This is a genomic window from Streptomyces sp. NPDC037288 (assembly GCF_055603265.1).
The window spans coordinates 129447-154953 of the sequence record NZ_JBVJVY010000019.1 but is presented as its reverse complement, the minus strand read 5'-3'; the positions used below and the strand labels follow the sequence as shown (position 1 = coordinate 154953).

Sequence of the window (25507 nt, the reverse complement as noted above, 5' to 3'; positions counted from 1 at the left end):
AACCCAAAGGCAAAGCGGAAACCCCCCCGCTTGGTGGGGGAGTGCTTGGGGGGGGGTTGGGTAACGGGGGGGGAAAGGGGGGGCCCGGGGGGGTCTTTTTTGAGGGGACGGGGGCCCACCCCACCGTGCGCCCCCGCCGCGTGGGCCCGGCACGCCACAAGGCACCCGCAGTCGCCCGCGCTCCTCATGCGCCCCTTCAGCGGGAGATGTCCGCGTACCCGGCGATGTCCTCCGGCCGACGCGCCCCCGGCCCCACATACCGGGCGGAAGGCCGCACCAGCCGCCCCGTCCGCTTCTGCTCAAGGATGTGCGCCGACCACCCGGCGGTCCTCGCACACGTGAACATCGACGTGAACATGTGGGCCGGCACCTCGGCGAAGTCCAGCATGATCGCGGCCCAGAACTCCACGTTGGTGGCCAGCACCCGGTCAGGCCGCCGGTTGTGGAGTTCCTCCAGCGCCGCCTTCTCCAACGCCTCAGCGACCTCGAACCGCGGCGCACCCAGTTCCCGCGCCGTACGCCGCAGCACCCGCGCCCGCGGATCCTCCGCCCGGTACACCCGGTGCCCGAACCCCATCAGCCGCTCACCCCGGTCCAGGGCCTTTTTGACGTACGCCTCCGCGTCCCCCGTCCGCTCGATCTCCTCGATCATCCCGAGCACCCGCGAGGGCGCACCGCCGTGCAGCGGCCCGGACATCGCCCCGACCGCCCCCGACAGCGCGGCGGCGACGTCGGCACCGGTGGAGGCGATGACCCGCGCCGTGAACGTCGACGCGTTCATGCCGTGCTCCGCGGCGGACGTCCAGTACGCGTCCACGGCCGCGACGTGCTTGGGATCCGGCTCGCCCCGCCAGCGGATCATGAACCGCTCCACGACCGACTTCGCCTTGTCGATCTCCCGCTGCGGCACCATCGGCTGCGTCTGCCCACGCGCGGACTGGGCGACGTACGACAGCGCCATGACGGCGGCCCGCGCCAGATCCTCCCGCGCCTGCCGCTCGTCGATGTCGAGCAGCGGCTTCAGCCCCCACACCGGCGCCAGCATGGCGAGCGCCGACTGCACGTCCACCCGGATGTCACCGGAGTGCACCGGGATCGGGAACGGCTCGGCGGGCGGCAGACCCGGGTTGAAGGCGCCGTCGACCAGCAGCCCCCACACGTTCCCGAACGAGACGTGCCCCACCAGGTCCTCGATGTCGACGCCCCGGTAGCGCAGGGCGCCGCCCTCCTTGTCCGGTTCGGCGATCTCCGTCTCGAACGCGACGACTCCCTCGAGTCCGGGTACGAAATCGGACATCAGGCGGCTCCTCGTGAAGTGGTCGGCGGCGGTCACCCCGGTGATGCCCCGATCGGCCGGTGGTCACCCAAACCGCAAGGGAACCAGCACGATAACCCCCAGTGTCACACTTGGGGAGCCCGCGCGACACTCAGTGCCACACCCGTTCGATGCGCCTGGACGGTACGCACCGCCCGTACGGCAAGATGACCGCGTGACCGACCGCGAACCCCTCCTGGACCCCGTCATCGATCCCGCCGCCATGCGCAAGCAGTACCGGGCGGAGGGCCTCGCCGAACAGGACCTCGCCACGCACCCCATGGACCAGTTCGCCCGCTGGTTCGAGGACGCCGCCCGGGCGGCCCTGCACGGCACGGTCTACGAACCCAACGCGATGGTCGTCTCCACGGCGGACGCGGCGGGCCGGCCCAGCTCGCGCACGGTCCTGATGAAGCAGTTCGACACCGAGGGCTTCGTCTTCTACACCAACTACGACTCCCGCAAGGCCCGCGACCTCGCCGAGAACCCGCACCTCTGCCTGCTCTTCCCCTGGCACCCGCTCGCCCGCCAGGTCATCGTCACCGGCACCGCCCAGCGCACCGGCCGCGACGAGACCGCCGCCTACTTCCGCAGCCGTCCGCACGGCTCCCAGCTGGGCGCCTGGGCCAGCGCCCAGTCCTCGGTGATCGCCTCCCGCACCGAACTGGACACCGCCTACGCCGGCCTGGAGGCCCGCTACCCCGAAGGCGAACAGGTCCCCCTCCCCCCGCACTGGGGCGGCTACCGCGTCACCCCGAAGACCATCGAGTTCTGGCAGGGCCGCGAAAACCGCCTCCACGACCGGCTGCGGTACGTCCTCCAGGCCGACGGCCACTGGACGGTGGAACGCCTCAGCCCCTGAGCGGCCTCAGCCCCTGAGCGGCCTCAGCCCCTCAGCGCCCGAGTGCCTCCTACTCCTCCCGCACCGCCTCCGCCAGGTCCAGCGCCGCCGCGATACGGACCGCCACGTCCTCCGCGTAGGCCGTGTCGGACCGCTCGAAGCGGCTGCGGCCCGAGCCGCGCAGGAAGGTCACCACGCCCAGCGTCCGCCCCCGGCTGCGCAGCACCACGCACAGGGCGTGCACCGCGTCACCCGGCCACTGCCGGGCCAGTGCCCACTCCCGCGCCCGCTCCGCCGGTACCGACCCGGCGTCCGCACGCACGGCCCCGGCCCGCTCCACGCACTGCAGCGCCGGATGACCCGCCTCGTACCGCACGGGCAGTCCGGCCGCGCCCGTGAGCAGGCTCGGCCCCGGCGCCCCGGCGGGCGTCGCGGCGAGCCGCACCAGCCGTACGGCCGCCTCCTCGCCCTCCGGGCGCGGGGCAGGCGCCGTACGGTCGATCAACGCGTGATCGGCGAAGCCCGCGAGGGCGAAGTCCAGATGGACGACGGCCGCCTCGGCCGGATCCTCGCACTCGGCGGCGGCACGGGCGGCCCGGTGCAACTGGTTCGTACGGAACCGCAGCAGGGCCGCCTCCTGCTCACCCTGCTTGGCCTCCGTGACGTCCAGGAACAGCCAGCCGACACCCAACGGCACCGGCTCCTCCGCGAGCGGCGAGGCCAGCCGCACGAACCCGTTCCGCCAGCAGCGCCGCTTCCCGCTCTCCTGGGTGCGCACGGACACCCACATCTCGGCGGGCGCGGGCGGCGCACCCTCGGCCAGCACATGGGTGAGCGCCGCCTCCAGTTCCTCCACGCCCTGCGCGAGCAGCTCGCCGAGCGGCCTGCCCAGCGCGGACGTACGCCCGATCCCGAGGGCACGGGCCGCGTGCGCGTTGACGACGGCCGGCCGCAGATCGGCGTCGATCAGCACGACCCCCCACGCCGCGTCCTCGAACAGCGCCTCGCTCAGCGCGATCGACCGCTCCAGATCGATCTGCGCGTGCACCTCGCTGAACGCGCAGTACACCCCGGCCGGCTTCCCCTCGGGCCCGCGCACGGCGGCGGACTGCGTGCGTACGAGCACCCGTCCGCCGTCCTTCGTGACCAGCGCGAACTCATGCACCTGCCGCCCGGGCGCGTGCATCGCCGACATCAGCCGGGCCTGCACCTCCTCGGCGTCGGCACGGCGCACCGCCCACCCGGCGAACCCGTGCCGCCCGACCGCCTCGGCGGCCGTCCAGCCGAGGATCCGCTCGGCCTCGCGGTTCCAGTGCGTGACGACCCCGTCCGCGTCGAAGGCACACAGTGCCGCGTCCATGCCGTCGAGCAGCGCGGCGAGCAGATCGGAGCCCCCGGACTCACCGGGCTCGTCCGGCCCCAGCTCGTCGGTGGTCCCACTCCGCCGGGAAGCACTCACCTGGACCCCCTGGAGGCTGCGTCGGCGCGCCCACGGCACGCGATTCGCTCACTGGCCTACATGCTTCATTCAACTGGAACGTGACTCAGCCCACATCCTGTTCCCGCAAGTTGGGGGGAATCAATGCGCACCAAAAAAGAGGTTGAGCGCCTCCCGTCGGCTTCCTAAGGTGTGGGGTACACGAGAAGGGAGGTGGTTCGGCAGATGTATGAGAACCGGACGCGTGAGGTGGCTGCGGGCTAGCGGTCCGCCACCACATCCAGTGCGGTGCCGGACCAGCACGTGACAGGCGTGCAGCCGGCCCAATCCCAGGCAGTCCACCCGACCCGCGAGCTCGCCGGTACGTCCGGCCGGCTTCTCCGCCGACAGGCGGAGGACCCGAGCTCGCGGGTCGTCTGCGTGGTGCGGGTGCGTGGTGCGGGTCCCGCACACCGGCGTACGGGGCCGGTCTCAGCGCCGGTAGAAGATCCGGTCGCCGTACTCCCGCATCACGCGGCCGTTCCACTCGTGGCCGCCGTCGACGTTGCCGGAGCGCAGGAGCGGGGGTTCGATGCCGCGGCCGGCGAGGGTGGCGGCGGTGGTCGCCATGAGCGCCTGCATCAGGGCGGCGGTGACGACCGTGGAGGCGGGGGCGAAGGGCGCCGGAATGGTGTCGAGGGTGAGTTCCGCGTCCCCGACCGCGATCTTGGAGTCCAGGACGATGTCGCAGTGGTCCTTGAGGAAGGTGCCGGAGGCGTGCCGGGACGTGGTCTGCGTGGCGTAGGCGACCGAGGTGACGCCGATGACCTTCACGCCGAGGGCGCGGGCGCCCGCGGCCATCTCCACGGGCAGCGCGTTCCGCCCGGAGAGGGAGACGACCACGAGGGCGTCGCCCGAGCGGATCGGTGCGGTGTCGAGGACGGCGCTCGCGAGGCCGTCGACGCGTTCGAGGGCGGAGCCGAGGGTGGCCGGGGTGACGTCGACGCCGACGACGCCGGGGACGGCGAGCAGGTTCATCAGGGCGAGGCCGCCGGCACGGTAGACGACGTCCTGGGCGGCCAGCGAGGAGTGGCCGGCGCCGAAGGCGAACAGGCGGCCGCCGGCGGCGACGGTGTCGGCGAGGAGGGCGGCGGCCGCGGTGATCGACTCGGCCTCCTCCTCGCGGACCCGTTGCAGCAGGGTGATGGCGGCGTCGAAGAACAGGTCGGCAGGCGTGCCGTCGCTCATGCGGTGCCCCTTCGCAGCGTCTGTGTCGCGGATCACCGTGCGGTCTGGACCAGTGCGGTGTCAATACGGCCGGTGGCCAGGGCCGGCGGCACCCCAGCTCCCCGAGGAGCGCGGGGAACCGCGTGCGCAACCGGCGCGGACCCGCACCCGGCAACGGATCCGTACCCCGACGGCGGCCCCCGTTTTCGGCGCGGCCCCCGGATGTCAGTGGGATCCGGCAGAATTGGTGCCAGGGCCAGCGCACGCGCCGGGCTGCCGGCAGAGGTAATCGAGGGGCACGTATGTCCGGACTGATCGACACCACGGAGATGTATCTCCGCACCATCCTCGAACTCGAAGAGGAAGGCGTCGTCCCCATGCGCGCCCGCATCGCGGAGCGGCTCGACCAGAGCGGGCCGACGGTGAGCCAGACGGTCGCGCGGATGGAGCGCGACGGCCTGGTGTCCGTGGCCAGCGACCGTCATCTGGAGCTGACCGACGAGGGCAGGAGACTCGCCACGCGCGTGATGCGCAAGCACCGGCTGGCCGAGTGTCTCCTCGTCGATGTGATCGGCCTGGAGTGGGAGCAGGTGCACGCCGAGGCCTGCCGCTGGGAGCACGTGATGAGCGAGGCCGTCGAGCGGCGGGTGCTGGAGCTGCTGCGGCACCCGACCGAGTCGCCGTACGGCAACCCGATCCCGGGCCTGGAGGAGCTGGGCGAGAAGGACGGCGCCGACCCGTTCCTGGACGAGAGCATGGTCTCGCTGGCCGACCTGGATCCGGGCACGGACGGCAAGACGGTCATCGTCCGCCGTATCGGCGAGCCGATCCAGACGGACGCGCAGCTGATGTACACGCTGCGGCGTGCGGGCGTGCAGCCCGGTTCCGTGGTGAGCGTGACGGAGTCGGCCGGCGGTGTGCTGGTGGGCAGCGGCGGCGAGGCGGCCGAACTGGAGGCGGACGTCGCCTCGCATGTGTTCGTCGCCAAGCGCTGAGCAGGGGTAGGCCCCGGCGCCTTGTGGCGCCGGGGCCTGTCCTCCCCAGTGCTGACCCGGAGCCCCGAGCTCTCAGGGTCATCCCCCTCGGACCGTTTGTCCCCGAGCGGTCCGCCTCCCGCCAGAAAAGATCCCCTGGGCGGCGGCGATCATTCCTCGAGGGGTGTCACTCGAATGAGGGGTGTTGTCCGCAGAGGCAGATCTTTCGAATGCGCATTCGATAGTCTGCGGCGGCAGTACGACAGCGACAGCAGCGAGTACGAGTACGGCAGTACACCGGTACGAGGCAGGCGGAGCTGGGGGGTGCCAGGCCCATGGCGCGGCGCATGGACGTGACGGGAGCGGGCGGTGTGCGCCTGGCCGCCTGGGAGTTCGCCGACCCTCCCAAGACGGGACTCGACCGGGCGGACGGCCGGCCGGATCCCGAGCCCGGCGGTCCGGGCGTGCTGTTACTTCACGGCCTGATGGGCCGGGCCTCCCACTGGGCCTCGACCGCCCGCTGGCTCGCCGCCCGCCACCGCGCCGTCGCCCTCGACCAGCGCGGTCACGGCCAGAGCGAGAAGCCCCCGCAGGCGGCCTACACCCGCGAGGCCTATGTCGAGGACGCCGAGGCCGCGATCGAACAGCTCGGCCTCGCCCCCGCTCTCCTCATCGGCCACGCCATGGGCGCGCTGACCGCCTGGCAGCTCGCCGCGAAGCGCCCGGATCTGGTCGGGGGTCTGATCATCTGCGACATGCGGGCCTCCGCGTTGGGGGCCGCCTCGCAGCGGGAGTGGGCGGACTGGTTCCGGGCCTGGCCCGTGCCCTTCGCCACGCTCGCCGACGTGCGCAAGTGGTTCGGTGAGGACGATCCGTGGGTGGAGCGGCCGAGCCCCGCCCGCGGCGCCTTCTACGCCGAGGTCATGCACGAGTCCGCCGACGGCTGGCGCCCCGTGTTCGATCCGGGGCAGATGCTGCGGACCCGGGAGAGCTGGGTGTACGACGCGCACTGGGAGGAACTGGCGCAGGTGCGGTGCCCGACGCTGGTGGTGCGGGGGGTGGACGGGGAGCTGGGGCGGGCGGAGGCGCAGGAGATGGTGCGGGTGCTGCCAGCCGGGCAGTACGCGGAGGTTTCCGACGCCGGGCACCTTGCGCATTACGACATGCCGCGGGCTTGGCGGGATGCTGTCCAGCCGTTTCTTGACCGGGTGCTCGGGGACTGAGCGCGCGGTTTCGTCCGCCGGGTCCGGCGCGTCGGCGAGCGCGGGTGCGCGGTGGGTTCTCGCGCGGCTCCCCGTGCCCGTTGGGCCGGACTGCCTACCCCTTGCTCACAGCCGTGAGGATCTCCGGCAGTCGTGCTGCCGTTCTCGGAGCCGCCAGGCGCAGGCCCATGAGGGCCGTCCCCGCGCCGTACGCCGCTCCCGCGGGCAGCAGCAGCCACCTCCACCCCTCCCCGCCCGCGCTCGCGTGCAGCCAGATCGTGAGGGCGATGACGGGGGAGCACACCAGGGCCGCCGCGGCCATGCCGCCGAAGACGGAGATCCAGGCGAGGCCCGCCTGGCCCGGGGCGACGTTCCTGTGGCCCTCCTGGGGGATGGAGTACGGGAAGCGGGCCGAGGTCCAGGCGCCGGTCGCGAGCATCGCCCCGAGCAGCGCGAAGGACAGGCCCAGGACCTCCGGCAGTAGCGTCCAGGCGCCCAGCAGCCCTGTCGTCAGCACCGTCACGAGCGCCGCGTACGGCAGGGTGACCAGCAGCAGGGCGAGGGCACGGCCGCGCAGCTCGGCGTAGGCGTCCCGGGGCGAGGAGATGGTCGTGGCGACCATCCAGAACGCGGAGGTGTCCTGCCCGAACTGGTTGTACATCTGGATGCCCGGCATCCCGGCCGCGAAGCACGCGAAGTAGACCGATCCGGTGCCCTGCACGGCGTTGAACACCGGCACGATCAGCCCGATCGCCAGCGCGGTGACCCAGGCGGCCTTGGTCTTCGGATCCCGCCAGAGATAGCGCAGGCTGCGTTCCATGACCGTACCCGTGCGGCCCTGCGGCAGCAGCCGGCCGAGTCCGGCGGCCGAGCGGCGGCTGCCCCCGGCATCGGCCGGCTGCAGCGTGGACGCGTCGGAGGCGATCATCAGCCGGGTGAGGCTCCGCGCCCACCCGGCGATCAGTACCGCCAACCCGGCTGCCGCAACGGCGAGTCGGGCGAGCGCGACACCGTACGAGCCCTCGCTCGCCGCGCGCACCGCCGCCACCGCCGACGCGGGCGGCACCCAGGACAGCACGTCCACGACCGGTTGCAGGGGGCGTAGCCCGGCCGAACGCAGGTGCTGGGCGCCGAAGTTGACCAGCTGTGCCCCGATCGCGATCACCAGCCCGCTCAGTACGGCCAGATCGCGGCCCTTCCTGCTGGTCAGCAGCCGTACGTTGGCGGTGGCGACGGCCCTGGCCAGTGCCACGCAGACCAGCAGGGCGAGGCCGACGGCGACGACGGCGCACAGAAGGCCCGCCACGCCGTGCGCCAGGGACAGCGCGCAGCCCGCGAGTACCAGCAGGGTGAACAGCGGGCCGGTGCCGACCAGGGAGGCCGCGAGCAGCGCCCGGACCAGCGGCCCAGGGCGCAGCGGAAGCATCACCAGCCGGGTCGGGTCCAGCGTCTCGTCGCCGGTCGGGAAGAACAGCGGCAGCACCGCCCAGCCCAGCGCCAGGACGGCCGTACCCGGTACGGCGACGGCGTCGGCGTGCGGGTGGCCGCGCAGGGCGAGCAGTCCCAGCAGTTGCAGCAGCGCGAACAGGACCGCGACGACCGCCGAGGCGACGAACGCGGCCCGCCGGACCCCGGACTGCCGCAGCCCGCCCCGCAGCAGCGACAGCTTCGGCCGTACGAGGGTGGAGGTGAGGCTCGTCATCGGGCCGCCCCGCCGCCCAGCCAGTCCAGATCGGATCCGGTGTCCCGGCCGCTCGCCCCGACCAGCTCCAGGAACGCCCCCTGGAGCGTCGGATGCGTGCCGCGCACCTCGGCCAGCGGGCCGGTCGCGCGGATCCGTCCGGCCGCCATCACCGCCACCCAGTCGCACAGCGACTCGACCAGCTCCATGACGTGCGAGGAGAAGACGACGGTGGCTCCGGAGGCCGTGTACCGCTCGAGGACGCCCCGGATGGTCTGCGCGGACACCGGGTCGACGCCCTCGAACGGCTCGTCGAGGAAGAGCACGTCGGGATTGTGCAGGAGGGCGGCGGCGAGTCCGGTCTTCTTGCGCATGCCGGTCGAGTAGTCGACGACGAGCTTGTGCTGGGCGCCGGCCAGGTCGAGGACGTCCAGCAGCTGGGTGGCCCGCTTGTCGACCTCAACCCCCGGCATCCCGCGCAGCCGCCCCGTGTAACCGAGCAACTCCCGACCCGACAACCGCTCGAACAGCCGTAGTCCTTCGGGGAGGACGCCGATCCTCGCTTTGACGGCCACCGGATCCCGCCACACGTCGTGCCCGACGACCTCCACGGACCCGGCATCGGGCCGCAGCAACCCGGTGACCATGGAGAGAGTGGTGGTCTTACCGGCCCCGTTCGGCCCGACCAGACCGATGAACTTCCCAGCGGGCAGCTCCAGATCGATCCCGCCGACAGCGACTTGCTGCCCGAACCGCTTCCACAGCCCCCGCACGCGCACCGCAACTCCGGTCATGCAAGAAGGCTACGGCGGTGACGCCGGTCTCAGGGACGCTGGGAACCGCGGACGTTACCGGTCCCGGCCGCACGCATAGGCAAGCGGGGAGATCAACTCCTCCGCATCCGGCAACCACCGGTTCGCCGGCGTGGGCCGGCAAGCCCACTGCACAGCCCCCCGGGACCCGAACCGGGTGGGGGGCGCAGCCACATAGGCCCCCTCGCCGAGGGCGACCAGATCCAGGGACGGAAGCGACCACCCCAACTTCCGCACCAGATCCGGCACCTTCGCCGACGCTCCCGGCAGCACGAAGAAGTTCATCCGCCGGTCCGGGCTCAGGGTGACCGGTCCCAGGGTCAACTCCATCCGCTCCATACGGGCGAGAGCCAGGAACCCCGCGCTCTCCGGGACGGACAGCGCGTCGAACGTCCGCCCCGTCGGCAGCAGGATCGACGCCGTCGGCTGCCTCTGCCACATCCGGCGGGCGACGGTCGCGCTGCCGGTCGCCTGGGTCGCCCAGTCGGGGCGCGCGGGGTGCGCACCCGGCGCAGGGCAGGAGGCGTCGCTGCACGAGCAGCGCTGCTGGCCGGCGACCGCTTCCAGCCAGGTGCCCGGGAACACGTCCCAGTGCCGTTCCTCGGCGTAGCGTACGGCGGCTTCCAGCAGCGACTCCCCGCGTTGCTGCGGAATCTGACCGGCAATCTGAGTGTTCTGGGCGCCCGCGATCGTCTCTTCCACGCCCCTCTCAACTCCCGCGCCCACCTGGAGTTACGGCTGCGGTGCGCGCGGGGGCGGAGCATCGGCTCCGCAGTCGGGGCGCATGGGTGCACGGGTGGGGGCGCGCGGGAGGAAGCACGGCGTGAGCTGGGTAGCCAGGGAGGGGGTTGGCAGCCGTCGTTACCCCGGCAAACCGCACATGTCGCGCATTGACGGTATGTCAGCTGGGCAGTGATCTTTGCGGAACAGGTCACGCCCAGGGGATCGCAACGCAGGGGGTAGTACATGGCCGCAAGGCCTCTCGTGGCGAGGCAGCCGAACGAACGGCTGCAGGCGCTCATCCAGGAAGCGGGGTGCTCGAACGCCGGGCTGGCCCGGCGGGTGAACATGTGCGGTGCCGAGCACGGCCTCGACCTGCGCTACGACAAGACGTCCGTGGCCCGCTGGCTGCGCGGCCAGCAGCCGCGGGGCCGGGCCCCGGCGATCATCGCCGAGGCGCTCGGGCGCAAGCTCGGCCGTACGGTCACGATCGACGAGATCGGCATGGCCAACGGCAAGAACCTCGCCTCGGGAGTCGGTCTCCAGTTCTCGCCGACGGTACTGGGGGCCATCGAGCAGGTCTGCGAGCTGTGGCGCAGCGACGTGGGGCGCCGGGACTTCCTGTCCGGTTCCTCCGTCGCCGCCTCCGCGCTGGTCGAGCCCAGCCGCGACTGGCTGATCTCGGCGCCGGACGCCCAGGTGGCCCGGCAGGCCGGCCCGCGGGTGGGGCAGGCCGACGTGGCGGCCGTACGGTCCATGACACAGGCGCTGACCGATCTCGACCACCAGTACGGCAGCGGGCATGTCCGCCCGGTCGTCGTGCACTACCTCAACAGCGTCGTCTCCGGACTGCTCGCGGGCTCGTACCGCGAGACGGTCGGGCGGGACCTGTTCGCGGCCGTGTCCCGGCTGACCGAGCTGGCGGGCTATATGGCGGTGGACACCGGGCAGCCGGGGCTGGCCCAGCGGTACTACATCCAGTCGCTGCGGCTCGCGCAGGCCGCCGGGGACCGCGGGTACGGCGGTTACGTCCTGGCCGCGTCGATGAGCCACCTCGCCGCGCAGCTCGGGAACCCGCGCGAGATCTCCCAGCTGGCGCGGGCCGCGCAGGAGGGGGCGCGGGGGCACGTGACCCCGCGCGTGGAGGCGATGTTCCACGCGGCCGAGGCGCGCGGGCACGCCCTGCTCGGTGACGCCCGCGCGGCGCAGGCGTCCACCGGGCGGGCGCTGACGGCCATGGAGCAGGCCGACGACTCCTGTGCCGACGACCCGGTGTGGATCCGGCACTTCGACGAGGCGTATCTGGCCGACGAGCTGGCGCACTGCCACCGCGACCTCGGGCAGGCCGAGCAGGCGGCCCGGTACGCCGAGCAGTCGCTGGCCGGGCATCCCGAGACCCGGGTCCGCCGGCGTGCCATCGGTCATGTGCTGCTGGCCACGGCCCAGGTGCAGCAGCGTGAGATCGAACAGGCCTGCAGCACGGGCCTGAAGGCGGTGGAGCTGCTGGAGTCGCTGCGCTCCAACCGGGGCGCGGAGTATCTGGAGGATCTGCAGCAGCGCCTGGAACCCTTCCGGGAGGAGGCGGTGGTACGGGAGTTCGGGGCGCGCCTCGATCTCCAGCAGGCAGCGTGAACACCGGCCCCGCGGTCGCGTGAACGCACGGCGAACGGCACCCGGCGGCGTGCGCAGTGCCGTATGACGTGCCTTGTACAGCGCACCGCGGGGCGGTTTTGTTACCGCTGTCACAGGGAAGAAGATCGCGCCCTGAGCTGCGTGGCACCCGGCTCGGGGGACCCGGTAGCGTGAGCCCGATTCACAAGGTCCCCCATTGGTAGGAGTCCCGGTGACGCAGAGTGGACGGGGCGAGGAGCCCTCGGCGCAGCCCGCGCGCGAAGGCATCGTGCTGCCCTCCGACGGAGGCGAGCCCTTGCTGCCCGGCATGACCGGCGCGCCCGCCCCCGCCGCCCCGGCCGGCGGTCAGGCCTGGGGCGGCTCCTGGGGGCCCGGACAGCAGACGCCCCAGCAGGGGCAGGGCTGGCCCCCGGCGGCGGCCCAGCAGTGGCACGCCCCGGACCAGCAGCTCCCCGCCGGGAACCCCGGCCCGCTGCCCCCGGAGGGTGCCCCGGCCCCGTCGTACGGCGGCCCGGCGCCGTCGTACGACCACCCCGGCGCCGGCCAGCAGCCCGGGTACGGCACCCCGGCGCCGTACCAGCAGCACCAGAACCAGCAGCACCAGAACCAGCAGCACCAGAACCAGCAGCCGCCGGCCGCCGCCGCGCCGCTTCCGCCGGCCGTGCCGGACGCCTATCCGGCCGCCGGTGCCCCGCTGCCCCCGACGGCCGACGGCGCCACCCAGTACATCCCGCCGGTCCAGGCCGGCCCCGGCGACGAGGGCGCGACGCAGTACATACCTCCCGTACCGGCGGCCCCCGCCGAGGGCGCCACCCAGTACCTGCCGCCGGTGCCGGCCGCGGCGGACGAGGGCGCCACCCAGTACATCCCGCCGGTGGCCCCAGGCGCGCTGCCGCCCGAGTCGGCCGGCGAGGAGACGCGCTACCTGGGCCAGGTCCCCCGGCAGCAGGCGCCGGCGCCCGCGCCGTCCGACTCGGAGGCCACCCAGTACATCCCGCCGTACGCCGCGCAGGCGCAGGGCATGGACCGGCAGCCGCCCGCCGAGTTCGACAACCTCTTCCGCGGCGGCCCGGCGGGCGGTGACGGCCCGGCCGGGTCCACCCAGCAGTTGCCGCGTGTCCAGCGGCCGGACGCCCGCCCCGGCCCGGCGCAGCCGTCGTACGGCTCGCAGCAGCCCCCGTACGGCGCCTCCCAGCCGTCGTACGACTCCGGCTACGACGACGACCGGCCCCGCGGCCGGTCGCGGGTGCCGCTGATCGCCGCCGTCGGTGTCGGCATCGTCGTCATCGGCGTGGGCGCCGGCGTGCTGCTCAGCGGCGGTGGCGACAAGGACCAGGGCAACGACGGCAAGACGGTCGCCGCCGCCTCCCCGGCCCCCGGCCAGGGCTCCTCCGCGCCCGCCGCCGACCCGGCCCGCCAGCAGGCGGTCGAGCTGGACAAGCTGCTCGCCGACAGCGGCGGCAGCCGCGCCTCGGTGATCAAGGCGGTGGCCGACGTCAAGAACTGCGACAACCTCGACCAGGCCGCCTCCGACCTGCGCGCCGCGGCCGGGCAGCGCAGCGGGCTGGTCACCCGGCTCGGCAAGCTGAGCGTCGACAAGCTGCCGGCCAACGGCGACCTGACGGCCGCGCTGACCAAGGCCTGGCAGGCGTCCGCCGCGGCCGACAACCACTACGCGGCCTGGGCCGGTCAGGCCAAGGGACACAAGGTCTGCCGCAAGGGCCACGCCCGCGTCACGGACGAGACCCGGGCCGGCAACCGGGCGAGCGGCACCGCCAGCGCGCAGAAGGTGAAGGCGGCGGCGCTGTGGAACGCGATCGCGCGCAAGTACGGCCTGACCCAGCGCCAGCCCACCCAGCTGTGACCGGGCTGTGAGCCGGGCTGTGACCCGGCCCTGAGGGACGCGCCGGCGGGCGTCACTGCACGTCGGCGTTCTCCAGTGTCTTCGTCATGTCGGTGATCCCGCCCCGGCCGCCGATGCCCTTGCGGGCCGCGACCAGGCTGCCGTCCTGCACCACCTCGAGGGTGACGTCGGCGTTGACCAGCCGCGGGAAGCCGACCGCGGCGAGCTTGCCCTCGTAGGGCCAGCGCAGGGGCGGGGTGAGGCCGCCGGTGGAGACCTGCAGGCCGTCGTTGAGGGTGCGCCGCACGCTGTCGGAACTCATCTCGCCGGCGCCGATCTTCTCCAGGACGGCCTTCAGCACGGTGTAGGCGATCCAGGTGGTCTGCACTCCGGCGTCCGCGGGGTCGATGCGGTTGTCGCCGAAGGCCTCCTCGTTGATCACCTTCTTCATCGGGTCCCACCGGGCGTCGGACGCCGGCGGATACCAGCCGGTGATGTACGCCCCCTCGTACGGCCCCGACGCACCGCCCGTGGCGTTGATCACGGTCTGGTCCACGCTGCCGAGCACGGTCCCGAGCCGTACCCGGGAGTAGTTCTCGCGGGCCCGCCGGAAGGAGTCCATGAAGGTGTCGGTGCGGTCGCCGAGCGCGGGCACCACACAGCCCTTCTTCAGTACGTCCTTGGTGGCGTAGCGCAGCGCCTGGTCGGCCTGGTCGCCGTACTCGGTGGCGTCCTCGGCGGCGAGGTGGTCGCCCGCGTTCGCGTGCCGGCCCTCCTTCAGGCCGGAGTCGAGCAGCACCGGCAGCTCGTCGCCGGCGATGCTGTCCGGGCGGACCAGGGCGACGTTGCCACAGATATCAGCGAGGGCCCTGCCGAGTCCGGCGAGCAGGGCGGGCTGGCCGCCGTTGACCGGGTACGACATCTGGCCGGTGAACTCGTCGTTGGTGACGCCGTAGCCGCCGATGTAGGGGATGCCGGCGCCTTCCAGCGGGGCGAGGTAGGAGTCGCCGAACTGGCTGTAGGAGCCGACGACCGCGACCACGTTCTCGTGGGCCGCGCGCCGGGCGCACTTGGCGGCGCCCACGCTGTCGTTGTGGTCGTTGCAGGTCAGGACCTGGAGCTTGTGGCCGTTGATGCCGCCGCGCGCGTTGATCCACCGGGCGTAGGCGAGGGCCATCGCGGGCATGCCCGGCTTGTTGGTGGCGTCGGTGTCCTGCGGGGCCCAGGTCATGACCTTGACCGGGTCGTCCCCGACGCCCCCCGTGACGCCGGGGACGACCCCGCACCCGGCGGTGAGCGACGCACAGAGAGCCATCGCGCCGGCGGACAGCGCGGTGGCTCTGCCGGGGCGGAAGGCCGAGGGGAGGAACGAACTAACGGTGCGTCGCCTGCCGGTCATGTACACGCACGATTCCCTCACACCGCTAACCACAGAGTGACCCGAAGTCAACGAAGGGTGACATCGAGGTGAATTACAGGGGGTGGTGGGGCCGGTGTGACGGGGAACGTACGATCGATGACCGTGCAAGGTTCGGAGAACTCTTCCCGTCGCGGCCGTCGCTCCTCCACCATGGGCGGCATGCCCCTAAGCGACATGCCGTGGTGGCGCTGGCGCAGCAATGTGCGCTCGGCGCTGCACATGCTCTCCGACCCGGTGTTCCAGCGCGACGTCTGGCTGGCCGGCGTGGACGGGTACGGCGACGTCACCGACGCCGTCTACCGGCTGGTGGAGGACACCTGGCTGGACAACTGGTCCGCGGAGAAGTACGTCGGCACGATATTCCGGGACTCGCAGGAGGCGGCGCTCGTCGACACCGCCGTGCTGCGGGTGCTGCGGATCATGCACCAGGTCGGGCCGGACGCCCCGGTCGCCGCCTATCTCGACCACCAGGGGTGGCCGGAGGCGGTGCGGGCGGCGCGGGACGCGCACCTGCTCCTCGCGGCGAGTGACGGGGACGAACCCGACACGCCTCCCCGGAGCCTCGAGGTGCTGCGGATCATGACGAGGTCCGCGTAGGCAGGGGCCGGGCTTCCCCGGGCCGGCGCCCGGCGCCGGGGGCCGTGCCCGCGCGTCCCGCCCTGCGGGACGACTGCCCACGGCGGGCGGCCGACGTGAGAACCTGTAGGGCATGAATGAGCAGTCCGCGTCCGTCGCCGCACCGGCCGACCAGTACGTCCTCACCCTCTCCTGCCCGGACAAGCAGGGCATCGTGCACGCCGTGTCGAGCTATCTGTTCATGACCGGCTGCAACATCGAGGACAGCCAGCAGTTCGGCGACCGCGACACGGGTCTGTTCTTCATGCGCGTCCACTTCTCGGCGGAGGCGCCGGTGACGGTGGAGAAGCTGCGGGCGAGTTTCGCGGCGATCGGTGACTCCTTCCACATGGACTGGCAGATCAACCGGGCCGACGCGAAGATGCGCATCCTGCTGATGGTCAGCAAGTTCGGGCACTGCCTGAACGACCTGCTGTTCCGGGCCCGGATCGGTGCGCTGCCGGTGGAGATCGTGGGCGTGGTCTCCAACCACACCGATTTCGAAGAGCTGGTGGGGTCGTACAACATTCCCTTCCACCACATCGCGGTGACGAAGGACACCAAGGCGGAGGCCGAGGCGAAGCTGCTGGACATCGTGCGCGAGCAGGGTGTCGAACTGGTCGTCCTGGCCCGCTACATGCAGGTCCTCTCGGACGACCTGTGCAAGCAGCTCAGCGGCCGGATCATCAACATCCACCACTCCTTCCTGCCGAGCTTCAAGGGTGCGAAGCCGTACCACCAGGCGCACGCCAGGGGCGTCAAGCTCATCGGGGCGACCGCGCACTATGTGACCGCCGACCTGGACGAGGGGCCGATCATCGAGCAGGAGGTCGAGCGGGTGGGGCATGACGTCACACCGGATCAGCTGGTCGCGATCGGGCGGGACGTGGAGTGCCAGGCGCTGGCGCGGGCCGTGAAGTGGCATGCGGAGCGGAGGATCCTGCTCAACGGGCGCCGTACGGTGGTGTTCGCCTGAGAGCCCGGGTGTTCGGCCGCCGGCGAGTGCGTGGGGGTTGCCCGCCCGCAGCCGCCCGCGGAACCGCAACCCGCACCTACATCCGGCTCAACCCCGCCACGGCGAACAGCACATCCCTGATCGCCTCCCGGTCGCCGACCTGCCCGGCCGCGGCCTCCTCCGGCGGCACATGGCCTGCGGCGAGCTTGCAGAACTCCGTGCCGTCCAGCGCCACATGGGCCACCTCCCAGTCCGCGGAGCCCACTGCCGCCGGTGAGTCCAGGGGAATCAGCCACTCACCGCCGCCCGAGCCCTCGATCTCCAGGCGCAGGCTGCGGCCGGGCTCGCCGGCGAGGCCCAGGTGCCGTCCCCGGGCGGGCGAGGCCAGCCCCTGCTGACGGCGTTCCGCCAGCGCGGCGGGCAGCATACGGGCCGCGAGGTCGATCATCTTGTTCAGGTGACGCGGCGCGGGCGGCTCGTACGGGTAGTCCACCGCCTCCGCGATGTCCTCGGCGTGGATCCAGCACTCGAAGGCCCGGTCCAGCATCGCGTCGTGCAGCGGCAGCTCGAAGTCGCCGTACGACACCGCGAGTCCGCCCGCGTGGCCGCCCGTGAAGGACACCGTCCGGACCAGGCCGTGGCTCTGCTCCCGCCAGGGCCCCCGCACCGAGCCGGTGGGCGGGAAGTGGGAGGTCCGCCAGTACGCCTCGGTGCGCGCGGCCGGGCCCGCCGCGTGCTGCGCCGCCCCGGCCACCCCGGCCAGCGGGTCCTCCAGGCCGAGCGCGACGGCGATCAGCCCGTCCACGGACAGCAGGTGCGCGATCACCCCGGCCACGGTCGTACGCCGGTTCCGCGCCGTGTCGGCCGCGAACCACCGCAGCCGTACCGGCGCATGCCACTCCGCGTGCCCGAAGTCCTGCAGCAGGGCGTCCAGGCGGGCGGTCTCGGCGTCGTACGGCGCCGACCACTCCGGCACGGGTATCCGTGGCGGGCGGCGCTCCAGGCAGCTCTCCAGGACCCGGGTGCGCAGCCCGGGGTCCAGGTCGAGGCTCTCCGGCCGGTGCAGCAGCCCGACCGCCTCGCGCAGCCGGCGGGCCTCGTCGGCGCAGCTGCCGCACGAGCCCAGGTGGTCCTCGACGGCCGCGGTCTCCGCTGCCGAGCAGGCGGCCAGCGCCCAGGCGCCGAGGAGCGATTTCAGGACGTCGTGCGGCAGGTCGAGCGGCACGGGGGCGAGGCCGGGGAGGTCGGGCAGCGGCAGCCCGCTGTCCTCGACCGAGGTGCGGGGCGTCGGTATGCGCGCGGGCCGGGCGGGTTCGGGTGCGCCGGTGCCGTCCGGGTCCTGCCCCGAGCCGCCGGCGCCGTCACCGGTGTGCCCTTCGTCACCCCGGCCGCCGGCGCCGTCGTGCCCCTCGCGCGGCTTGTCCTCCTCCTGCCCGCCGTGCTCGTCGGGTGCCTCGAACCCTCCCGCTCCGCTCACACCGCACCTCCGTGTCCCGGCGGTGTCCCGGCGTCGTGGGCGGTGGAGAGCAGTTGCAGGCCGAGGCGGAGCCGGCGGCGGGCCTCGTCCTCGGTGACACCGAGGTCGGCGGCGGTCTGGCGGTAGTCGCGGCGCTGGAAGTAGGCCAGGTCGAGGGCGCGGCGCAGGGGAGCGGGCATCGAGTGGACGATGTAGTCGGCGCGGGCGGCGACCGAGGCGCGGCACACCTTGCGCTCCAGCTCCGCCAGGGAGCCGCCGCCCTGCGGCAGCGCCGCGGTCTCGCTGTCGCGCAGCCGCTGCACGGCGAGCCGGTGGGTCACCCCGGCGACCCAGGTGCGCAGCGGGCCCTTCCTGGGGTCGTACGTCTCCGGGTGTTCCCAGAGGTGCGCGAAGACCTCGCGGGTGAGGGTGTCGGCGGCCTTCTCGTCGCCGAGGACGCGGTGGGCGAGGCCGTGCACGAGCGAGGCGAACCGGTCGTACATCTCGCCCAGGGCGGCTGCCTCGCCACGGGCGAGCCGCTGCTGCATCTTCCGGTCCCCGCGGGGCGGTACGTTCTTCGTGGCCATGCGGTCCCCTCCCCTCACCCGTGCCAGCCTGTCTGCACCGTCTTCCCGAATGTAGTCGGCACCTCTGACACCGCACGCCCCTTTGTGCCAATGTGCGCCCCTCGAAGCGCCGCTGGTGATAGTGCCCTTTTCACATAACCTCCACACGGACCGTGTGCATGCCTGATCGAGTGAGATCGGTAGTGACCGAAATAAGCCCCTTGTTGATCTAGGCCGGTTTGCTGCTCGACGTTTCAGGGAACGGCCGCTGGGCAGCCGCGCGGAAGCAAGCGTAGGAACTGCTTCCGTTTCCGGGCGGTTCCGGGAGTTCCGGCGAGCGGAGGGGCAGGGACGTGGCATTCAACGTGACCGGCGTCGAACAGGGCGAGTGGGCCGTGCTCCGGGTGACCGGGGAACTGGACCTGATGACCTCGCCGGTTTTGCGCCAACGCGTGCACGACGTCGTCGCCGAGGGCCATCACAGCCTCGTCGTGGACCTCTCCGAGGTGTTCTTCTGCGACTCCAGCGGGGTCGGTGTCCTCATCGCCGCCCGCAGGCTCATCCGCTCCTGCCAGGGCAGCCTCCGGCTCATCCTGCCCGACCGGGGCGCCGTCGACGGCTCGCACGTCAACCGGGTCCTCGGCGCGCTCGGGGTCCGCCGCCTCTTCGACGTCCGGCCCGATCTGGAGTCCGCGACGACCGACGAGGCGGGCCCGCTCTCCGCGTGAGAGCCCCGGAGTCTTCGCGACAAGGCCACACTGTTGTCGCAGAATTCCCCCGGTCTTGGCACAACCGCCGGATTCCCGCCGTCCGGCGGCCGGCTCCGTCGTACGCTCCCTGGCAGATCGACCCCACGCAGACGTAAGGCGGCCCGAACAGACATGGTCAGCACCGAGTACGAGCGCAGGATCGCCGCCCGGTTCGCCACCTTCGACCAGGACGGCAACGGCTGGATCGACCGCGAGGACTTCAGTTCGGCGGCCAAGGCGCTGCTCGCCGAGTTCTCCGTCACCGCCCGCTCCGACAAGGGACAGGCGCTGTACGCCGGCGCGGAGGCGTTCTGGCAGGGCATGGCCGGGATCGCGGACCGGGACGGCGACCAGCGCATCACCCGCGAGGAGTTCGTCACCGGCGCGGTCAAGCGCCTGCGCGACAACCCCGAGCGCTTCGCCGGGATCGCCCGCCCCTTCCTGCACGCGGCCCTGGCCGTCGCGGACACCGACGGGGACGGCCGGGCCACGGTCGCGGACACCGCACGCGTGCTGCGGGTGTTCCACGTGCCGGAGGAGGCCGCCCGGACGGTCGCCGCCGCACTGGACACCGACGGCGACGGCCTGGTGGGCGAGCCGGAGATCATCCCGGCGTTCGCGCACTACTTCACCGTCCCGGCATAGCCGCCGTTCCCTTGCCAGTTGCGCTCAACCTTCGTTCGGTGAGCGGGGCTGACCGGTCGCCGGACGCTACTCGGCTTCGTCGGCCGCTTGCAGCGCCTCCGCCGTGATCAGGCCGACGCATTCATCGAGCGGCCACCCGCTGTATCCGCTCTTTCCCAGGTGGGTGGGAGCGAGGTGGGTCGCAGAGTGGCCTAAGGAAACGGTCGTGAGAACCGCTCCCGCAGCCTGTACTTGAGCACCTTGCGCAGGGTGTCGTTCCGGGGCAGCGCCTCCACCACCTCCAGCCGCTCCGGCAGCTTGTGCACGGACAGGCCCGCCGAGCGCAGGTACGAGACGGCCTCCGGCAGAGTCAACCCGGGCGCACCGGGCGGCTGTTCCACCACCGCGCAGACCAGCTCCCCGCGGTCCGCGTCCGGCAGCCCGACCACCGCCACGTCGGCCACCGCCGGATGCGCGGCCAGCAGGTCCTCGATCTCCTTGGCCGAGATGTTCTCGCCCTTGCGGATGATCACGTCCTTGAGGCGGCCGGTGAGGACCAGGTGGCCCGAGTCCGTGACGTGGCCCAGGTCGCCGGTGCGCAGGAAGCCGTCGGCGTCGAAGGCGGCGGCCGTCTGCGCGGGATCCAGATAGCCCTGGCAGACGGCCTCGCCGCGGAGTCTTATCTCGCCGTCCACGATCCGGATCTCCATGCCCGTCGGGGGGCGGCCCTCGGTCGTCGCCAGGTTCTCGGCACTGTCCTCGGGATCGCCCATGGTGATCATGGGTACCTCGGTCATGCCGTAGCCGTGGGTGAGCTGGACGCCCATCTCGCGGACCACGCGGTGGTAGACCCCGGGGGGCTTGGGCGCGCCGCCGCCCGCGAGCAGGCGCAGGGACGGAACCAGCTCCGCACCCGGCTGCTTGCGCTGTTCGGCCAGGAACATGGAGTAGAAGGCCGTGGAGCCGCCGGCCACGGTCACCCCGTGGCGCCGGTACTCCGTCAGCGCGTCCGGCAGCGCGAAGTGCTCGAACATCACCGCCGGGAGGCCGTAGAGCAGGAGCATCACCAGGTAGTCGGGGCCGCCTATGTGGGCGTACGGGAAGGCGATCGAGCCCACGTCGGCCGCCGTGAGCCTCAGTGCATGCGCCAGGCAGGAACCGCCGGCGATCAGGGAGCGGTCGGTGTGCAGCACGCCCTTGGGGTCGGAGGTGGTGCCCGAGGTCCAGTAGATCCAGCGGACCGAGGTGCCCTCGGCGGGCGGGGCGGGAAGGGCGGACGGGTCGCCGTCGGGGAGGGCGTCGTACGCCTCGAAGATCCCCTTCGCGCCCAGACGGCGGGCCATCTCCGTGTGGTCGTGGCCCCGCCACACGCCCGGGACCGCGAAGAACTCCGCCTTCGACTCCCTCAGGGCGAAGCCGACCTCCCGGTCCCGGTAGAAGGGGATCACGGGGGACTGCACGGCGCCCAGGCGGGCCAGCGCGAAGGACAGCACGGCGGTCTCGATGCGGGTGGGCAGCTGCCAGGCCACCACCGTGCCGGGGCGTACGCCCATGCCGTACAGGCCGGCCGCGACCCGCTCGGCACGCGCGCGCAGCTCGCCGAAGGTGAGGGCCCGGTCCTCCTGGAGCAGCACCGGGCGGTCGGGGGTGAGGGCCGCGCGGCGGACGACCAGGTCCCACAGCGTGCGGGCGGAACCCAGGGAGTGCGGGGTCTCGTTCACGTCTGGCCCCTGACTGTCTTGGCTGACGAACCGTCAGCTGCCATGCTATCTGACGGTGCATCAGATAAGTAGCCGTCCGGGTACTGTCCGACGGAGGGGAACGCGAGGGGAACCATGACCGAACTGCCCCGCATCATCAGCGTCGACGACCATGTGATCGAGCCCGCCCACCTCTTCGAGACCTGGCTGCCGTCCAGGTACCGGGACCGGGGGCCCAAACCGCTGACCGCCGGAATCGGGGAGCTCGCCTACATCGGCGGCAAGTACCGGATCACCATGGATCCGGACGGCCAGCCGACGGACTGGTGGATCTACGAGGACCTGAAGTTCCCGTACAAGCGCAACATCGCCGCCGTCGGCTTCGACCGGGACGAGATGACGCTGGAGGGGATCACGAGGGAGCAGATGCGGCGCGGCTGCTGGGACCCGAAGGCCCGGCTCGCCGACATGGACCTCAACCACGTCGAGGCCAGCCTCTGCTTCCCGACCTTCCCCCGCTTCTGCGGCCAGACCTTCGCCGAGGCGCACGACAAGGAGGTCGCCCTCGCCTGCGTGCGCGCCTACAACGACTGGATGGTGGAGGAGTGGTGCGGGGACAGCGGCGGCCGGCTGATCCCGCTGTGCCTGATCCCGCTGTGGGACGTGGAACTGGCCATGGCCGAGATCCGGCGCAACGCCGAGCGCGGGGTGCGGGCGGTGACCTTCTCCGAGATCCCCACCCACCTGGGGCTGCCCTCCATCCACTCCGGCTACTGGGACCCCTTCTTCGCGGTCTGCCAGGAGACGGGCACGGTCGTCAACATGCACATCGGCAGCAGCTCGCAGATGCCGGCCGCCTCCCCGGACGCCCCGCCCGCCGTCCAGGCCTCGCTCAGCTTCAACAACGCGATGGCCTCGATGATGGACTACCTCTTCAGCGGGGTGCTGGTGAAGTTCCCGTCCCTCAAACTCGCCTACTCCGAAGGGCAGATGGGCTGGATCCCGTACGCCCTGGAACGCGCCGACGACGTCTGGGAGGAACACCGCGCCTGGGGCGGGGTCAGGGACCTGGTCCCGGAGCCGCCGTCGACGTACTACTACCGGCAGATCTTCTGCTGCTTCTTCCGCGACAAACACGGAGTCGCGTCGCTGGACGCCGTGGGGAGGGACAACGCCACCTTCGAGACCGACTACCCGCACGTCGACTCGACCTTCCCGCACACCAAGGAGGTCGCCCTCGACCATGTGAAGGGCCTCGACGACGAGACGATCCACAAGCTGATGCGGGGCAACGCCATCCGCATGCTGGATCTCGACCTGGACCGCTAGTGGACCTCTCCTACACGCCCGAGGAGGAGGAGTTCCGGGGCCGGCTGCGGGAGTGGCTCGCCAAGGTGCTCCCCGCCCTCCCCGCCAAGCCGTCCCCGGACGACTGGCCCGCGCGCAGGGCGTACGACCTCGGCTGGCAGCGGATGCTGTACGACGCCGGGTACGCCGACGTCCACTGGGACGCCTCGCCGACCACCCGGCTGATCTTCCTGGAGGAGACCGAGAAGGCGGGCGCGCCCTATGTGGGTGCCGGTTTCGTCGGACTGCTGCACGCCGGCCCGACGATCGCGGCCGAGGGCACTCCCGGGCAGCGGGCGCGCTGGCTGCCGCCGATCCTGCGCGGCGAGGAGGTGTGGTGCCAGGGGTTCAGCGAACCGGGCGCCGGCTCCGACCTCGCCGCGCTGCGCACCCGCGCGTGGCGCGACGGCGACGACTACGTGGTCACCGGGTCCAAGATCTGGACCTCCCACGCCGAGGTCGCCGACTGGTGCGAACTGCTGGTGCGCACCGATCCGGACGCGCCCAGGCACCGGGGCATCAGCTGGCTCGCGATGCCCATGGACGCGCCGGGCATCACCGTACGGCCGCTGCGCACGCTCGCCGGGTCGGCGGAGTTCGCCGAGGTTTTCCTGGACGGGGTCCGGGTGCCGGTGGCCAACAGGGTGGGCGCGGAGAACGACGGCTGGCGCGTGACCATGGTGACCCTGTCCTTCGAGCGCGGCACGGCCTTCGTCGGCGAGGTCGTCGCCTGCCGCCGGGTGCTGCGCGAACTCGCCCGGACCGCACGCGAGAACGGCCGCTGGGACGACCCCGTACTGCGCCGCCGGCTCGGGCGGCTGGAGGCGGAGTTCCGGGCGTTGTGGCGGCTGACCCAGTGGAACGTGAGCGAGGCGGAGGCGAGCGGCGGAGTGCCGGGCACCGGCGGCTCGGTCTTCAAGCTCCGCTACTCCCACGCCCGCCAGGAGCTGTACGACACCGCAGCCGACGTGCTGGGCCCGGACAGCCTCGACCTGGACCGCCCCTGGACCCTCGACCGCCTGTCGTCCCTGTCGTACACGATCGCCGCCGGCACCTCGCAGATCCAGCGCAACATCGTGGCGGAACGGATCCTCGGTCTGCCGAAGGGGAGATGAATCGTGCGCGGGCCTTCACGGAGTGGGGGCAGGCGGGGGCGCGGGGCCGGTCGCGCAGGGTGCCGACCGAAGGGAAGACGAGTGTGCGTTTCCAACTGAGCGACGATCAGTGCGCGTTGCGGGCCGGCGTGCGTCAGCTGCTGGACCGGCGGTTCGGGCGGGACGCGTTGCGTGCGGCCGTCGACGCGCCGGGGCGGCTCGACCGGCAGCTGTGGCGGGCGCTCGGGGACGCGGGGTTCTTCGCCCTGCGGCTGCCCGAGGCGGACGGCGGGGTCGGACTGGGCCTGCCGGAGGCGGCACTGGCCTTCGAGGAGGCGGGCCGGGCACTCCTGCCCGGCCCCCTCGTCGCCACCCACCTGGCGGCCGGCACCGTCCCGGGCGCCGCCACCGGCGAAACGGTCGTGACAGCCGTGGACGGGGAACTGGTGGAGTGGCTGGAGAGGGCGGACGTCGTCCTCGGGGACACCGAGGACGCCGCACCACTGCGCTCGGTGGACCCGCTCACGCCGTTGCACCGCGTTCCCGGCGCAGCCCCGGGCCGTCGTGCCGTTGCGGCGGCCGGCCTCCTCACCGCCGCCGAGCAACTGGGAACCGCCGTGCGCGTGACCGAGCTCGCCGTCCAACACGCCCGCAGCCGCGAACAGTTCGGCCGTCCAGTCGGCGCCTTCCAAGCCGTCAAGCACCTGTGCGCAGACCTCCTGGTGCGCACCGAGACCGCCCGCGTCGCCGTCTACGCCGCCGCCGTCACCGCCGACCCGGCAGACATCGCCGCCGCCCGCCTGCTCGCCGACGAGGCGGCCGTACGCGGCGCCCGCGACTGCCTCCAGGTGCACGGCGGCATGGGGTTCACGTGGGAGGCGGACGTCCATCTGCATCTGAAGAGGGCCTGGGTACGGGCCCGCCGTGGTGGCGGGAGCACGGAGAGTGAGGAGTTCCTCGCCGCCGGTCTGGCGGCCTGAAGAGCCGTCAGCGCTCTGGGCTGCATCAGCGGCAAAGCCTTGGCCCAAGTTGTCGCGGATCGTGGCACGCCGGTATCACGGAGCGTCGATACCGGGTTGTGTCCTTCTCGGGACTCGTCACGACCCGGAGTCGGGCGTCCGCTCCGGTACCTTGTGTGGGATGCGAGTGGCTGTGAGCACGAGCCGGGCCGGTGATCGCTCTGGGGCGATGCCGGGTCGCGCGGTGCGCGCCGCTGCTCGCGGGGCGGTTGCGGCTTCGGCCGCCGCCTGTTCGACTCCCCTGAGCGAGCGTCGCACAGTATGCCTTACGCGTACTCCTTCGCGCTGGAATATGCCC

22 protein-coding genes are annotated in these 25507 nt (G+C 72.4%); 12 read left to right on the top strand and 10 right to left on the bottom strand.

From position 1 onward, the window contains the following. Positions 1-196 precede the first annotated feature (196 nt). The gene (locus ACZ7GZ_RS22305) at positions 197-1297 is read right to left on the bottom strand and encodes a citrate synthase 2 (protein ID WP_471026700.1); all 1101 of its coding nucleotides are present in this window, start codon (positions 1295-1297) and stop codon (positions 197-199) included. Between the two features lie 193 nt (positions 1298-1490). Between ACZ7GZ_RS22305 and pdxH the strand changes: the two genes are divergently transcribed. After that, a complete protein-coding gene (gene pdxH / locus ACZ7GZ_RS22300; RefSeq protein WP_471026699.1) occupies positions 1491-2177 on the top strand; it encodes a pyridoxamine 5'-phosphate oxidase in 687 nt (228 codons plus the stop codon). 49 nt (positions 2178-2226) lie between these two features. Here the strand turns inward: pdxH and ACZ7GZ_RS22295 are convergent, their stop codons facing one another. Both ACZ7GZ_RS22295 and ACZ7GZ_RS22290 read right to left on the bottom strand, forming a co-directional pair. Then, positions 2227-3615: a PAS domain-containing protein gene (locus tag ACZ7GZ_RS22295; RefSeq protein WP_471026696.1), complete on the bottom strand. Its 1389-nt coding sequence runs from the start codon at positions 3613-3615 to the stop codon at positions 2227-2229. Between the two features lie 450 nt (positions 3616-4065). Continuing rightward, positions 4066-4821, bottom strand: coding sequence for an SIS domain-containing protein (locus tag ACZ7GZ_RS22290; RefSeq protein WP_471026695.1), 756 nt, complete (start codon positions 4819-4821; stop codon positions 4066-4068). 281 nt (positions 4822-5102) lie between these two features. Here ACZ7GZ_RS22290 and ACZ7GZ_RS22285 point away from each other — a divergent pair, with 281 nt between their 5' ends. Together ACZ7GZ_RS22285 and ACZ7GZ_RS22280 are read left to right on the top strand one after the other, a co-directional pair. Next, positions 5103-5795, top strand: a complete 693-nt coding sequence (locus tag ACZ7GZ_RS22285; RefSeq protein WP_471026694.1) for a metal-dependent transcriptional regulator — start codon at positions 5103-5105, stop codon at positions 5793-5795. Between the two features lie 314 nt (positions 5796-6109). Beyond that, positions 6110-6997 carry an alpha/beta fold hydrolase gene (locus ACZ7GZ_RS22280; protein WP_471026691.1) on the top strand — a complete coding sequence of 296 codons (888 nt, stop codon included), beginning with the start codon at positions 6110-6112 and terminating at the stop codon, positions 6995-6997. Between the two features lie 94 nt (positions 6998-7091). Here ACZ7GZ_RS22280 and ACZ7GZ_RS22275 read toward each other — a convergent pair whose 3' ends face one another. The 3 genes from ACZ7GZ_RS22275 to ACZ7GZ_RS22265 are packed head-to-tail and all read right to left on the bottom strand — an operon-like array spanning position 7092 to position 10171. Beyond that, a complete protein-coding gene (locus ACZ7GZ_RS22275; protein ID WP_471026689.1) occupies positions 7092-8678 on the bottom strand; it encodes a transporter in 1587 nt (528 codons plus the stop codon). Continuing rightward, positions 8675-9451 (bottom strand): ABC transporter ATP-binding protein, encoded by a 777-nt coding sequence (locus ACZ7GZ_RS22270; protein WP_471026686.1) that lies wholly within the window; start codon positions 9449-9451, stop codon positions 8675-8677. The genes ACZ7GZ_RS22275 and ACZ7GZ_RS22270 overlap by 4 nt, the downstream gene beginning before the upstream one ends. Positions 9452-9505: 54 nt before the next feature. Continuing rightward, positions 9506-10171, bottom strand: coding sequence for a bifunctional DNA primase/polymerase (locus tag ACZ7GZ_RS22265; RefSeq protein ID WP_471026683.1), 666 nt, complete (start codon positions 10169-10171; stop codon positions 9506-9508). A gap of 264 nt (positions 10172-10435) precedes the next feature. Here ACZ7GZ_RS22265 and ACZ7GZ_RS22260 point away from each other — a divergent pair, with 264 nt between their 5' ends. After that, a complete protein-coding gene (locus ACZ7GZ_RS22260) occupies positions 10436-11821 on the top strand; it encodes a transcriptional regulator (RefSeq protein WP_471026681.1) in 1386 nt (461 codons plus the stop codon). Between the two features lie 211 nt (positions 11822-12032). Next, complete coding sequence (locus ACZ7GZ_RS22255; protein WP_471026679.1) at positions 12033-13685, top strand: hypothetical protein; 1653 nt, start codon at positions 12033-12035, stop codon at positions 13683-13685. Positions 13686-13737: 52 nt separating this feature from the next. Here ACZ7GZ_RS22255 and ACZ7GZ_RS22250 read toward each other — a convergent pair whose 3' ends face one another. Continuing rightward, positions 13738-15063, bottom strand: a complete 1326-nt coding sequence (locus ACZ7GZ_RS22250; RefSeq protein ID WP_471026677.1) for an ABC transporter substrate-binding protein — start codon at positions 15061-15063, stop codon at positions 13738-13740. Between the two features lie 117 nt (positions 15064-15180). Between ACZ7GZ_RS22250 and ACZ7GZ_RS22245 the strand changes: the two genes are divergently transcribed. Together ACZ7GZ_RS22245 and purU are read left to right on the top strand one after the other, a co-directional pair. Beyond that, positions 15181-15681 carry an SCO4402 family protein gene (locus ACZ7GZ_RS22245; protein ID WP_471026676.1) on the top strand — a complete coding sequence of 167 codons (501 nt, stop codon included), beginning with the start codon at positions 15181-15183 and terminating at the stop codon, positions 15679-15681. Positions 15682-15793: 112 nt separating this feature from the next. Beyond that, the gene (purU, locus tag ACZ7GZ_RS22240) at positions 15794-16675 is read left to right on the top strand and encodes a formyltetrahydrofolate deformylase (RefSeq protein WP_471026675.1); all 882 of its coding nucleotides are present in this window, start codon (positions 15794-15796) and stop codon (positions 16673-16675) included. 76 nt (positions 16676-16751) lie between these two features. On the opposite strand, the gene ACZ7GZ_RS22235 is transcribed toward purU, so the two are convergent. Together ACZ7GZ_RS22235 and ACZ7GZ_RS22230 are read right to left on the bottom strand one after the other, a co-directional pair. Further along, on the bottom strand, positions 16752-18131 hold the full coding sequence (locus ACZ7GZ_RS22235) for a zf-HC2 domain-containing protein (RefSeq protein ID WP_471026674.1): 1380 nt from the start codon (positions 18129-18131) through the stop codon (positions 16752-16754). Continuing rightward, positions 18128-18697, bottom strand: coding sequence for a sigma-70 family RNA polymerase sigma factor (locus ACZ7GZ_RS22230; protein ID WP_471026672.1), 570 nt, complete (start codon positions 18695-18697; stop codon positions 18128-18130). Before ACZ7GZ_RS22230 ends, ACZ7GZ_RS22235 begins: the two co-directional genes overlap by 4 nt. A 332-nt stretch (positions 18698-19029) precedes the next feature. Between ACZ7GZ_RS22230 and ACZ7GZ_RS22225 the strand changes: the two genes are divergently transcribed. Together ACZ7GZ_RS22225 and ACZ7GZ_RS22220 are read left to right on the top strand one after the other, a co-directional pair. Beyond that, entirely contained in the window at positions 19030-19404 is a 375-nt protein-coding gene (locus tag ACZ7GZ_RS22225) for an STAS domain-containing protein (protein ID WP_471026670.1), read from the top strand. Between the two features lie 153 nt (positions 19405-19557). Then, the gene (locus ACZ7GZ_RS22220) at positions 19558-20070 is read left to right on the top strand and encodes an EF-hand domain-containing protein (RefSeq protein ID WP_471026669.1); all 513 of its coding nucleotides are present in this window, start codon (positions 19558-19560) and stop codon (positions 20068-20070) included. 191 nt (positions 20071-20261) lie between these two features. Here the strand turns inward: ACZ7GZ_RS22220 and ACZ7GZ_RS22215 are convergent, their stop codons facing one another. Continuing rightward, positions 20262-21770, bottom strand: a complete 1509-nt coding sequence (locus ACZ7GZ_RS22215; RefSeq protein WP_471026667.1) for a class I adenylate-forming enzyme family protein — start codon at positions 21768-21770, stop codon at positions 20262-20264. A 114-nt stretch (positions 21771-21884) separates the two neighbouring features. Here ACZ7GZ_RS22215 and ACZ7GZ_RS22210 point away from each other — a divergent pair, with 114 nt between their 5' ends. From ACZ7GZ_RS22210 to ACZ7GZ_RS22200, 3 genes are all read left to right on the top strand, one after another. Further along, the gene (locus tag ACZ7GZ_RS22210; RefSeq protein ID WP_471026665.1) at positions 21885-23078 is read left to right on the top strand and encodes an amidohydrolase family protein; all 1194 of its coding nucleotides are present in this window, start codon (positions 21885-21887) and stop codon (positions 23076-23078) included. Beyond that, the gene (locus tag ACZ7GZ_RS22205) at positions 23078-24211 is read left to right on the top strand and encodes an acyl-CoA dehydrogenase (RefSeq protein ID WP_471026662.1); all 1134 of its coding nucleotides are present in this window, start codon (positions 23078-23080) and stop codon (positions 24209-24211) included. Before ACZ7GZ_RS22210 ends, ACZ7GZ_RS22205 begins: the two co-directional genes overlap by 1 nt. An 83-nt stretch (positions 24212-24294) precedes the next feature. Next, entirely contained in the window at positions 24295-25170 is an 876-nt protein-coding gene (locus tag ACZ7GZ_RS22200; protein ID WP_471026661.1) for an acyl-CoA dehydrogenase family protein, read from the top strand. The last annotated feature ends 337 nt before the right edge of the window (positions 25171-25507 follow it).